Origin of the sequence: Vibrio sp. F13, from assembly GCF_020806305.2 — a bacterium.
Lineage (GTDB): Bacteria > Pseudomonadota > Gammaproteobacteria > Enterobacterales > Vibrionaceae > Vibrio > Vibrio crassostreae_C.
In genome coordinates this window covers 321,748-334,002 of the sequence record NZ_CP170176.1, presented here as the reverse complement: position 1 = coordinate 334,002, position 12,255 = coordinate 321,748, and the positions used below count along the sequence as shown (strand labels likewise).

The following is a 12,255-nucleotide window of genomic DNA, read 5'->3' as shown; positions in this document are numbered from 1 at the left end:
TGTCATCAACTAACCCCTTCGTGACTTAATTGCTTGGTGCACGTTCGCTCAAGAATGTGTTCGTGCACCTCCTCACTTTATGGATTTTCTCTTCGTGTTTGCTGCGGAGAGCAGGAGTTTTCTATGAGCGATTCGCTGCAGCAGGAACTGAAAAAATTTGAACTGCCGACCCGAACGGATTTTCCGTGGGTGGGCAAAGCAATAACGACAATGGGAGTGCTCCTCTCGTTGTTACACATTTGGTTTAACACCTTATCTACCTTGCCTGAGCTTTGGATCTCGGCGACCCACTTCGCTGGCTTTGCGATCATTTGTGCACTCTGGTATCCCGCTCATATCTCGCTGAAAAATAGCAAGATAGCGCTGGCTGTCGACATCGGAATTGCCTTGGCGGCTCTGGCTTGTCTTATCTATATCCCCTTCGCAGAAGACGCCCTTTATGACCGAGGCGTAAAATTTATCGCCAGTGATTGGTTTTTCTCTATCTTGGCGATTGCCATCGTCATCGAGCTGATTAGACGCACTATGGGCTGGTTCATTCCAGTGCTTATCTTAGTGTGTTTAAGCTATGTAGTGCTTTGGGGACAATGGACCAGCGGTATTTTTCATTTTCCGGGTTTAAGCCTTGAGACGTTACTTTATCGAAGCTTTTATTCATCAGAAGGGATGTTTGGTTCGATCTCAAGAATCAGTTGGACCTTCGTGTTCATGTTCATCTTATTTGGCGCATTTTTAGTTCGATCTGGTGTCGGCGACTACATTATTGATGTATCCCGTGCCGCGGCGGGCAAAGTGATTGGTGGCCCTGGTTTCATTGCCGTTATTGGCTCCGGCTTGATGGGCTCAGTCTCCGGGTCGAGCGTAGCAAACACAGTATCGACGGGCGTGATCAGTATTCCCTTGATGCAAAAGGCAGGTTTCCCTTCGCGCTTCGCGGCAGGTGTTGAAGCGGCTGCATCTACTGGCGGGCAGCTGATGCCACCTGTGATGGGTGCGGGCGCGTTCATCATGGCCTCTTACACGCAAATTCCTTATGTCGATATTATTGCGGTTTCCTTCGTTCCTGCGCTTATCTACTTTTTGTCTGTGGCATTCTTCGTGCGCATCGAAGCAAAACGCAGTGGTGTGCAAAAGGTGACTTCTGGCTGTGAGCCTCTATTGAAAGTATTGCTGTCGGGTTGGCACAACCTGATCCCATTAGCGGTGTTAGTGACTCTGTTGGTGAAGGGCTTTACGCCGACTTACGCTGCGGGCATCTCGATTCTGTCTGTCGTGGTGGCTTCATGGTTCTCTAAAAATCACAAAATGGGTCCAAAGGCGATCATCGAAGCGCTTTCTCAAGGCGCAAAAAACATGGCGACCACGGCTGTGTTGCTAGTGGGTATTGGTCTAGTTGTTAATGTCATTAGCACTACGGGAATTGGTAACACCTTCTCTTTGATGATCAACAGCTGGGCGAATGGCGAGTTACTGGTGATGATCGCCTTAATTGCACTGGCGTCTTTGATTCTGGGCATGGGCTTACCAGTAACCGCGGCTTATATCGTGTTGGGTACTCTGTCTGCACCAGCTTTGTATAAACTGATTGCTGAAAGTCAGTTGCTCGACCTGTTGGTTTCGGGACAGTTACCGGAACAGGCGAAAGCTATCTTCATGTTGGCTGCGCCAGATAAGCTTGATTTGCTGAACGCGCCAATGGCACTTGAAACAGCCAAAGAGATGATTGCGTTAGTCCCTGCTGATTTTGTGGAAACTCTGCTTGAACAGAGCCTTGGCTTAGAAGCGATCAGCCTTGCACTGCTTTCTGCCCACTTGATCATTTTCTGGCTATCGCAAGACAGCAACGTGACTCCGCCTGTTTGTTTAACTGCATTTGCGGCTGCAACCATTGCTAAAACACCCCCGATGAGAACGGGATTAATGGCATGGAAGATAGCCAAAGGCTTGTATTTAGTACCATTGTTGATTGCCTACACTAACTTGGTAAGTTGGGATGTGATCTCCGTGTTAGTCACGGGTGGCTTTGCTGTTATTGGTACTTACGCGTTTATCGCGGCGATTGAAGGTTATCTAGAGAGCGAAGTTAATATTATTACTCGAGTAGCGTTGGTTGCGGTAGGTATAGCTCTAGTATGGCCTGATGTTTCAGTCGTGATCCGTTTGGTATGTGTTGCCATTTTTGTTGGCATCTTTATCTACAGCGGTCGTAAATACGATGCTAATCAAGTGAAAATGGAATCAGAAAGTGAGGAAAAAAAGTTACCTCAAACCGGGTCTAACACTGTCGCGTCTTCCCTATAATTAAAAGGATTGAATGTAGGAATATTATGAACTCAATATACGACTATATTATCGTTGGTGGCGGCATTGTTGGCGTGTCGACGGCTTGGCAATTACAGCAAGCTCACCCTGATAAAAGTATCCTTTTAGTCGAGAAGGAACGTGGTTTCGCGCAGCACCAAACTGGCCATAATAGCGGGGTGATTCATGCTGGTGTTTACTACGTTCCGGGCAGTTTAAAGGCGGATTTTTGTAAACGCGGCGTAGAGCGCACCATCGCCTTTTGTAGCCAACACGATATCCCCGTCGAAAACTGCGGTAAGTTGTTGGTCGCGACCAATGAGCAAGAAGTGGAGCGAATGAATGCGCTCTATCAGCGTTGCCACGATAACGATATTGATGTTGATTTGTTGGATCAAGCTCAGCTCAAACTTGCCGAGCCAAATATCACGGGTTTGGGTGCGATTTATGTCAAAACCACCAGTATCGTCGACTACAAAAAAGTCACCGAAGTGATGGCTCAAGAGTTTGTTGAGGCGGGTGGTAAGCTTAGCCTTGGTACGGAAGTGATCATGGCCGATGAGCAAGAAGATGAAGTGCAGTTAACGTGCAAAGTAGATGGTCAGACTCTTCAACTGAACAGTCGATTCTTGATCACGTGTTCTGGCTTGATGGCCGATAGAATGACCAAGATGTTAGACATCGAAACCGACTTCCAAATCGTGCCTTATCGCGGTGAGTATTATCAGTTAGACGCTAAGCACAACCAAGTGGTGAATCATCTTATCTATCCGATCCCTGACCCAGAACTGCCTTTCTTGGGCGTGCATTTAACACGCATGATTGATGGCTCCGTAACAGTAGGGCCAAATGCAGTTCAAGGCTGGAAGCGAGAAGGTTATGGCAAGCTTAACTTTAGCTTCAAGGACACTTGGCAGATGCTGAGCTTTGTGGGTTTTTGGAAAGTGACTGCGAATCACTTGAAAACGGGTTTGGTCGAGTTTAAGAACTCGTGGTGGAAACCGGGATATCTAAAGCTAGTGAACAAATACTGCCCGAGTATTACGGTTGATGATTTTAAGCCTTATCCTGCTGGGATTCGTGCTCAAGCGGTACTGAAGGATGGCACCTTGGTCCATGATTTCCTGTTTGCCGAAAGCCCAAGAAGCTTACATGTATGTAACGCGCCATCACCGGCTGCGACCTCTGCAATGCCGATTGGTGAGTACATCTGTGGCAAGGTAATGAAAAAGACGGCTTGATGATAACTAAAGGTTATTAAGTTGAGATGCTCTCCGAAGACAATAAAAAATCCGCAAGCTCCAATCTATTTATGATCGTGGGCTTGCGGATTTTTAGTTTTAGCCGTGTTTGCTAGGTTTAATTGTTAGTCAATTAACCAACCTTAAAGCCAATCAGGAACGAAGTTAGCGACGATGGTGACATCACTAAAGTTACGGTAACCGCGCACCATGATGCTGAATTCACCCGCTGGCTTGTTCAATACACACTGTTCGTTGCTGCTGTTCTGGTATGGGCGGCAGTCGTAGTTCGCTTTCGATACGGTGCCGTTGTGTTTCACATATAAGTCGGCATCGCCACTTCGAGGGCCGGTTAATGTTACCGTTAACTGACCTGCACTTTGAGTCGTAAATGTGAAGAACTGCTCTTCACCATATCCTGCAGTAAGTCCTTTAACAGGCAAGCCATTTTGCAGCTCTTTAGGGCCTGCAACGGGTGAATCAAGGCTGGTTTCGACAAGGTAAGCAATGGCTAGTTTGGCGAACTTGGTCGCGTGTGTCGCCGTAGGATCGGAGTTCTCAAGCGTGTCGTGCTCAGTGTGAATACTTGGGTTGTAATCATTGAACATGCTTTCGAATGGCATGGCAGCTGGGTAGCCAACATTGTGCCAAGAGGCGTGGTCAGAACAGGCATAGCCACAATCATCGAAACCGTAACTGATGTCGCTCGCGTAAGTGTCGATCAGCTCGCTTAAATAGGCGGTGAGGTTGCTGTCGGTGTAGTCCGTGATGAAGGTGATATCGTGCGCTGAACCGTTGTAGTTGGTCATGTCTAATTGCAATACCGATACAACGTTGGCTTGCTCATCTTTTAAAGCGTTGGCGACATCTTGTGAGCCTCTCAATCCCACTTCTTCGGCTGCATAACCATAAAATTTAATGGTCTTGTCTGGCTGAATACCACTGGCGATCATCAGGCGAAGCGACTCTGTTACCGTTGCAATGCCTGACGCATCATCATCGGCTCCTGGTGAGATGGTGCCTTCGCTTGTCCAAGAACCAACCGTTGAATCAAGGTGTCCGCCAACCACGACGATCTCTGCAGGATATTTCGCGCCAAGCAGTGTCACTTCAACAGATTTTTGCGGATATTCAGCATGTGTGATTTGGCGTGCAGACGCATACGGCACGTCTTTAATTTCTGTTTCCCAACGCTCTAAAAGCCAATCCGAAGCAGCAACACCAGTAGAAGTAGTATAAAAACGGTTGGTGAAGTTGGTTAGATTTTCGATGGTCGTGACCATGTTGTTCGGCTCGACCTGAGCGAGTAGGTCGTTCACCGTATCTTGATGGCTGATAACTGGCTTTTCGAAGTTGCTCATGGTCAGTGGCATAGCTGCCGCTTTGAGTGCGCTTGCTTTGTCTTCGTGCACCATGTAGCCACCACAACGGTGGGTTTCTTCGTGCATGTGGCTAGATAGTTTCGCCAGCTCTTTCTGGTTGATTTTCGCGACGATGGAATGCTTGTTTCCGGTCACGCTTGGATAAACCGTTGCGCCATGCTGAGTCATTATATGCTGTGCGTCAGCATCGGTGGTGATCCAAACTTCTTCGTTCGCTGGTGGTGTGATGCCTAGGGATGCGTAAGCCGAAGTACTGTTGATTAAGGCTAAAGAACCTCCGAGTACAGCCAAAGCTAGCATGCTTTTTTGAATAGCCATTTGTAGTCCTTTTTATGGTGAGTATTGTTATGTTGATGGGGGTGATTTTTGTGTAATACGTGGATGTTTTTGTGTAGATGTTTCATTTTCTGAACAGTTAACCGCGAAAAGGGCCCCTTTCGGAGCCCTGAATTTACTATCGATTATTGTGTTTTAATGAAACGGTAATGCTTGGTTTCTGAACAGATATCGCTTGAGGTACATACTTGGTACTCAACATCTACTGTGCCGTTGTGACGGAACTTGTCGACGTATGAGTTGAAGTCTGTAGCGCCAACATTTTTGCCATTACGCTTAATCACAAAGTAGTCATTGGTGTCGTAATCCCATGCCAGCTTAACGCGCGCCTTACCGTTCGGATTTTTGTTACCAAACTTCAGTTTTAGTGGGAAGCCTTCCGCAGAGTCACCTTCAATCGTGATCGACTTGCTTGTTGATGTTGCAACGCCTGCATCGTCAGTCACGGTCAGAGTCACCACGTAGTCGCCAGCTTCAGCGTAGGTATAACGAGCCACTTCACCGGTTTGTGTGTTGCCATCGCCAAGGTTCCATTGGTAAGAAACGATTTGACCATCGCTGTCTGAACTTGTGCTGCGTAGCTCGACTTCTTTACCGACAATCGTGTGTTCGAAAGAAGAGACGGGCGGCACGTTAGCGCTGCCTGATTCGTACGACGCTTTCAGATTTGCACCTGCGTAATCTGAGTAACCTAGAACGTTAACCGTGTAACGACCTGCGGTTGGGTTTTCAATCACACACACTTCATCGGTCACGGTTTCGCTCTTACAGATATTCTCCTGAGAGCTTGGCGCATAATCTAGGCCGACATAAATATCTGGGTCACCCGTAGACACAGCAAGATCAATCGTCAGTTTCTCTTGGCCTGATGGTACTTCGATATCAAAGTAAGTTTTCGAACCTGTTTCACCAGCAACTGCGGCTTCAACACCATTTTCAAGGCGTTGATATTCCGGTTCTGGTGGCAGTGGTGGCTCTGCACATGGGGTAACACCCACAAGACCGAACGCAGAAACAACGTCATCGGCATTGTAGCCAAGGTCTGTTGCCGAGTTTTTCACGCCACAAGCACCCTGCCAGAAGTCACTGTTTTCTGACCAGTAGATTTGGTTGGATAGCACGAAAAGCTCGAACGCTTTTTTAGTATCCCAGCCTTGCGTGGTTGCAAGGTGGTAGAAGGCCTTGTTGAACACGCCCGAACTGTAGTGCACATTCAAGCCATCGTAGTACTCGGATGCATTATTGATTGAAGAACCATCTCGTGATGGATCGTCCATGTAACGTAGAGCTCCGTCGCCTTTAAAGATATTACGGCCGACCATCCAGTCGTTGGTGCCTTTCATATAGTATTCTGCGGCTTCACCGGCCATGTCAGAGAAGGCTTCGTTCATACCGCCCGATTGGTTTGCGTAGATCAAACCTGAGTTTTGCTCAGTGAAACCGTGGCTCACTTCATGGGCTGATACATCTAGGCTAACAAGCGGGTAAAAGAAGCTCTCCCCATCACCAAAGGTCATGGCTCTGCCGTCCCAAAATGCATTCTCGTAGTTTTCACCGTAGTGAACACGCATCATGAGCTTGAAGGAGAGTGGCGCTGTGTCGAACCAGTTTTTATACATATCGAACACGATGTTGCCAAAGTAATGGGCATCGTTGAGTGGTGAGAATGCGCCGTTCACGGCTTTATATTCGTTACGAGGACATTCATAGCTGTAAGTGGTGTCGCCGTCTGTCGCACCATTTAGGTCAACGGTAACGACATTTTCAGACTCCATCACACACTCTGTGCCATTTTCTGCCACATCAAGGTAGTGGTAGTCGGTGCCGTATTCGTACATGCCGGTTTTTTCGTTGCCGCCAGGGCCAGTACCGATCTGAGCATGGGCAATACCTTCCCAGCGGTCGATGACTTCGCCTGTGTGCGCGTCTAGCATGGTGAACGGTCGAGTCGGCTGTTCACTGCCTTCTACTAGGTAAGAGACAACGTACACTAGTCGTGTTTTATCTACGCTTTGCTGTCCGATGCCTTGCTTCACAGAGCCTTGATAGATAAATAGCTGATGTTGAACGTTGTCTAGAGATTTGCTGGTTAAGCCTTGAGTCTTTAGATCTTTACTTGCGAGTTCAACCGCTTGAGCGCTGTTGATTGATGGCTTAACAAAAGATCGCTCTAAGGTCGTTGTTTTAAGGTAGCGACCTTGAACGGACTTAAGTGCGCCACCTTGGACACTTTGGGTGGCATTTAGGTAATGTCCCCATACCGGTGTTCCCCAGATGTTCTGCTGGATCTTAACTTTATAGATACCACGCTTTTTCAGGTTTACTTCTTTCACCATCTTGAAGCTAGAGGCGTTACTGACTCCTAACTGAGCGTTTAACCCAGAGAAGCTAGTAAAGTTGATCGGTTGATCGATTTGAACGGATTCACTTGCATGCACTGACAAAGACATAGCACTGGCTATAGCAACGGCAACTAAACGTTTTCTTATTTTCATTGTTGTTTTCTCTTTCCATGTAAAATCCAAGAAAACGTAACAAATTAATCACAGCGAATTTACATCATTCGATCTGATTAATTAGTAGCATGGCAATGATCTCTTTTATTCATGAAACTTATATTTCTCGTATTTACAGATAGTTATCATTTCTGTTTATTTTTGAACGCACCTATATGTTTATTTATAAAATCGTGACACTTTTATTAAGTGTTTATTTCTCTTGGAAATTAAGATTTTCGAGTAAATTGATCTGTGCCTCAATTAACGGATTCTGGGTTGATAGAAGGATCAACGATTTGAAAGTGTCACTTTAAACAGAAGGCCATTTAGCGAATTTAGGGGCAATTTTGATAAGAAATCGAAGACTTTTCGGCTTATTTTTCGAATTGTTAGTTAAAAGAGGGAAGGGGAATCGGGCACTTGTTTGGCACAGAGCACAAAATCTGCTGGATGAAAAAAGCCAGCGACGGGTCACTGGCTTAGACTAACTTAGTTTGTGCAGGCTACTGAATATAGGTAGGCAACTGCGACACTTAATTATGGTACGTGGCTAACGTCACTATAGCGAATTACTGCTTTTTACCGCCAACTTGTACGTAGTCGATACCGATAATACGGTTGATGATACCCAGAACAGAGCTCGTATCAGAGTTTGTTGAGCGAATCGTATCAACCGTTGCACCTTCAGGTACTAATTCCATTGCGCGGTCTTGAGTGTTACCTGGCACTTGGAAACCGACAATGTTGAAGCTCTCTGCGTGCGCTGTGTACACTTCTTCGTTGTGGCTGATACCAGAACAACCCGCTAGAGAAACAATGCCTAAAACAACTAATAACTTTTTCATACAAACACCTTAAGAAAGATTGGAATTTAGATTCAATAGGTTCATTGGGAGACAGCATCTCCCGACCGATGTTGAACATTATTCCAGAGGTGTTTTGTAGTTACTGTATGGGTTTGTCAGCTGAATCATTACACAGCTGAATGGTAATTGTGAATACCGCACCCTTTAAGGCTTGGCTCTGACCTACCTCCACGGTAGCGCCGTGTTGAGCACAGATCTTCTCGACGATAGACAGCCCTAAACCATGGCCGCTCTTGGCTTTGTTACGCGCTTTGTCGCCAACGTAAAAGGGTTCGAACAAGCGAGCTTGATGTTCTTGAGCCACACCATCACCGTCATCGTGTACCGCAATCTGTAGCTGATCTTGATGCACGGTCGCTGCAATCGACACTTGTGAGCGTGCGAATTTCATTGCGTTACGCACTAGGTTATCTAGTGCTCGGTTAAATAGCGTTTCATCCGCCATTATTGAGCTAGGTTGCTCTGGTAGCGATAGGTCGATGTTGAGCTGAGTGTCTTTGTTCCAACGCGCCATTGCGTGGTCGAGAAAGTCTCGAATCTCTAATGGCTTTTTTAAGTTTTCTAGGTCAGTGCTATCGAGTTTGGCGTAATACAATAGTTCATCGACCATCTTTTCCATCTCTTCCGTGTCTTCGACAATACTCTCAATCGTGCTTTCTTGCTCTGCGTTTAGCTGGGTGTCTTTCAACATTTCAGCTTGCCACTGAATACGGAATATTGGCGTGCGCAGTTCATGAGCGACAGCATTAGTGAGTGAGCGATTACTTTCTACCAAGCGATGAATTCGGTCGGCCATTAGGTTGAAGGATTTGTTCAGTGAACCAATCGCAATACCACTTGAAGTCTCGGCTCGTGTCGAGAGATCGCCCTCCGCAAAACGCAGAGTGGCAGCCTCAAGCTTTTTAACTCGGCGGAAGATAATAAATAGATGACATAACCCATATAAGATAAAGCTCGCTAAAAAGAACAACCAAATGAGGTCATCCTCCAACTCTATTTTTTGCCTAACGAACGCTTCACTGTTGGGGAGGTAGTGATAGGTATTGTCACTGCTTGCTAAGCGAAACCATAGGTCCCGTTCATCATCGTGAAAAACAAAGGTATTCGGATTCGTGCTGAAGAACTCTGAAACGGGGCTGGGTATTTCATCGTCTGGGCTGAATGTAACCAATTTATTTCGTGTGGTTTCTACAAACTGGTTTATCGCTTGATGAGCCGCTTCAAGGCCTTGATTTTTAGCGATGTTCTCGATCAATTGCTGGTGGGCAGCCGCTTCGTAATCTTCCAGTACGTATTCGTAGTCGGTATTGAGCTGATAGACGCTAATCTCGTAGGCGACAAGGCCGGCCATAAAGCAAACTAACAGCCCTATTAAGGACTCCAAAAAGATACGTCGCATAATCGCTCTCTTTTATTACGCTCGTATTGAGCGAGGTTAACGCCAGGCGGTCGAAACAAATAAGTAACCCTTCCCGCGAATGGTCTGAATTTTCTCTGCTGGTGTGTGGTCGTCGCCCAAAATCTTCCTTAGACGTACAACCTTGTTGTCAATCGTCCGGTCTATTCCGTCGTACTCAATCCCGCGCAATGTTTGCGTCAAGTAGTCACGAGATAACGGCGTGTCTGGGTTGCTTGCCAATAACCAAAGTAGGTCAAACTCGCTGTCAGTGAGTGATAAAACCGCACCATAAAGTTCACACTTCTTATAAGTGTTTTTCAGAACGAGTTGATCGAACTGAAGGGTGTCTGAGTCATCGACTGAAGCGGTATTGGTGTCTTGGCGGCGTAATAGCGAACGAACTCTGGCCAGCAGAACTCTTGGTTTGATTGGCTTGGTGACATAGTCATCAGCCCCTGTCTCTAAACCAGCGACGTGGTCAAAGTCGTCATCGCTAGCAGTGAGCATCAAGATTTTACCTTTATAGTGCGTACGCGTCTGTCGGCAGATTGTAAGTCCATCAGTTACAGGAAGCATCAAATCCAGCAGTACGATGTCAGGTTGCTCCGTGAGGATGGTGTGTGCGGCATCACTGCCATCGTCCAACACCGTGACATCAAAATCTTGCGCGACGAAGTAGTCCTGCAACATTTTCTGAAGTTTCAAATCGTCTTCCACGATGATCATTTTAGGTTTTGTCATTCCATTATCAGCCTTGTCGTTCGTTTCACTTATTGAGATTAGGTGAGCGAGTCTTCGTCGTGATGAACCATTACGATTATACGCTATTGCATATAAGTTCAGATGCTTCGCCAAATACCTAAAGCGAATGATTAAACACTTTATAAGTTAGTTCAATGATGAATTGGCATTTATAGGAAAATAAAAAACATCGTTCAAATAGGCTCGACATTCTCATACATTTCCACGACAGATAAATTCAGCGCTAAACAATAGAATTTTCTCATCAAACATTTTGGGAATAACGGTATGAACGACTATAGAAATGCATTACTGGCGTTACCTTTGATTCTGTTAGCGGGCTGTAATTCAAGCTCTAACTCAGGTAAAGCTGCCACCAAAGTGCAAGCAAAACCTCAAGCAGATTACGTATTTTCATCAGCGAAACTGGGTGAGTTGTATAAAGAGCGACAAGAGGTCCAAGAATCCATAAAACTTGATTACAACGGTGTGCAGTATGAAATCGTTCTGTTTGCGGAAGATATTAGTGATAAGCAAAAAGTGGTTAGGCTTGCGGATAGTTTAGGTCAGAGTGTGGATCTGTATCTCCCTGATGCAGGGGCTGACGATTGTGCGATTTACAGTGAGGGTAAGTTTTTTGATTCATTTGATTGTGGTGTTGCTCAACGTTCAATCGGCAATGACACCACGTTAATTAACACGACGACGAATACTCATAAACCCGTCGAGCTTGAGTATCACAATGAACTGGTTCAATACGTGACTAGCCTTGGGTCTACCATTCTGAGTAACACTAAAAGTGGGAACAAGGTAACGATAACCACCTCGTTTGCTTTCAACGCTTTTTACCGTGATGTGCTCAACGAGACTGGCGCTGTTGATCGCATTACTTCCACTCTAGGCGCATCAACCTATTCTCAGCTTTTTGATATCGTGAAATTGTATCAAGGCAGTGAGATGACGTTGAAGTTTACCAACCATATTGGTGGAAGTGCCGACGATGATATCAATATGTACACCGGTCGCATGATCCACAGTAACAACATGACGACGATCGTAACGCCTACGGGGTCGGTGTTCTCTGGCGGCACGGATCTTTTCGCTGCGGGTAACCCACGAGTTTTGCAACGAGCAGATACCACTAAAGCCATTGAGCTTAATAAGCAGGTTGGTGTGCACAGTTGGGCTGAGGATGATAAAACAGCCAAAGACTTCCCATACACGAACGAAAGCCATCGCAAGCAAGCGACCTACTTTAAAAAGGTAATGGGAGACAAAGGAATCGACTTCTATATCTTCACGTTGGATTCTGCTCCGGCTTCTGGCGAACACTGGGTGACTAAGGCTGAGTCAGATAAATACGACTTCATCACTCGCATTGAGTAGTTTAGGCTTGCAATAACATTAGAAACGACTGAGAAGGTTGGTGATGACGCTGTTGTCGCCAACCTTTTTTGTTCATTTTTTGATTCGTTACCTGTGTTGATTGTG

Annotated in this window: 8 protein-coding genes; 3 read left to right on the top strand and 5 right to left on the bottom strand. The window is 46.1% G+C overall.

Annotated features, from left to right (window positions below; translation table 11 throughout):
* The first annotated feature begins 123 nt into the window (after positions 1-123).
* Both LMH68_RS16475 and lhgO read left to right on the top strand, forming a co-directional pair.
* The gene (locus tag LMH68_RS16475) at positions 124-2,301 is read left to right on the top strand and encodes a TRAP transporter permease (RefSeq protein ID WP_229647601.1); all 2,178 of its coding nucleotides are present in this window, start codon (positions 124-126) and stop codon (positions 2,299-2,301) included.
* Between the two features lie 26 nt (positions 2,302-2,327).
* Positions 2,328-3,542 carry an L-2-hydroxyglutarate oxidase gene (gene lhgO / locus LMH68_RS16470; RefSeq protein ID WP_229647602.1) on the top strand — a complete coding sequence of 405 codons (1,215 nt, stop codon included), beginning with the start codon at positions 2,328-2,330 and terminating at the stop codon, positions 3,540-3,542.
* A gap of 143 nt (positions 3,543-3,685) precedes the next feature.
* Here the strand turns inward: lhgO and LMH68_RS16465 are convergent, their stop codons facing one another.
* The 5 genes from LMH68_RS16465 to LMH68_RS16445 form a co-directional block, all read right to left on the bottom strand.
* Positions 3,686-5,242 (bottom strand): M28 family metallopeptidase, encoded by a 1,557-nt coding sequence (locus LMH68_RS16465; RefSeq protein ID WP_229647603.1) that lies wholly within the window; start codon positions 5,240-5,242, stop codon positions 3,686-3,688.
* A gap of 143 nt (positions 5,243-5,385) precedes the next feature.
* A complete protein-coding gene (locus tag LMH68_RS16460; RefSeq protein ID WP_229647604.1) occupies positions 5,386-7,755 on the bottom strand; it encodes a M4 family metallopeptidase in 2,370 nt (789 codons plus the stop codon).
* 572 nt (positions 7,756-8,327) lie between these two features.
* Complete coding sequence (locus LMH68_RS16455) at positions 8,328-8,603, bottom strand: hypothetical protein (protein ID WP_017065177.1); 276 nt, start codon at positions 8,601-8,603, stop codon at positions 8,328-8,330.
* Between the two features lie 100 nt (positions 8,604-8,703).
* Positions 8,704-10,023, bottom strand: a complete 1,320-nt coding sequence (locus LMH68_RS16450; RefSeq protein ID WP_102333556.1) for a sensor histidine kinase — start codon at positions 10,021-10,023, stop codon at positions 8,704-8,706.
* Positions 10,024-10,059: 36 nt separating this feature from the next.
* Positions 10,060-10,764 carry a response regulator gene (locus tag LMH68_RS16445; protein ID WP_017065179.1) on the bottom strand — a complete coding sequence of 235 codons (705 nt, stop codon included), beginning with the start codon at positions 10,762-10,764 and terminating at the stop codon, positions 10,060-10,062.
* Between the two features lie 288 nt (positions 10,765-11,052).
* Here LMH68_RS16445 and LMH68_RS16440 point away from each other — a divergent pair, with 288 nt between their 5' ends.
* Positions 11,053-12,150 carry an alpha/beta hydrolase gene (locus tag LMH68_RS16440; RefSeq protein WP_229647605.1) on the top strand — a complete coding sequence of 366 codons (1,098 nt, stop codon included), beginning with the start codon at positions 11,053-11,055 and terminating at the stop codon, positions 12,148-12,150.
* Positions 12,151-12,255 lie beyond the last annotated feature (105 nt).

Coding starts and splice junctions, on each gene's coding strand:
- LMH68_RS16465 (WP_229647603.1), bottom strand. CDS start 5,242: ATGGCTATTCAAAAAAGCATGCTAGCTTTGGCTGTACTCGGAGGTTCT.
- LMH68_RS16445 (WP_017065179.1), bottom strand. CDS start 10,764: ATGACAAAACCTAAAATGATCATCGTGGAAGACGATTTGAAACTTCAG.
- LMH68_RS16475 (WP_229647601.1), top strand. CDS start 124: ATGAGCGATTCGCTGCAGCAGGAACTGAAAAAATTTGAACTGCCGACC.
- LMH68_RS16455 (WP_017065177.1), bottom strand. CDS start 8,603: ATGAAAAAGTTATTAGTTGTTTTAGGCATTGTTTCTCTAGCGGGTTGT.
- LMH68_RS16440 (WP_229647605.1), top strand. CDS start 11,053: ATGAACGACTATAGAAATGCATTACTGGCGTTACCTTTGATTCTGTTA.
- LMH68_RS16460 (WP_229647604.1), bottom strand. CDS start 7,755: ATGAAAATAAGAAAACGTTTAGTTGCCGTTGCTATAGCCAGTGCTATG.
- lhgO (WP_229647602.1), top strand. CDS start 2,328: ATGAACTCAATATACGACTATATTATCGTTGGTGGCGGCATTGTTGGC.
- LMH68_RS16450 (WP_102333556.1), bottom strand. CDS start 10,023: ATGCGACGTATCTTTTTGGAGTCCTTAATAGGGCTGTTAGTTTGCTTT.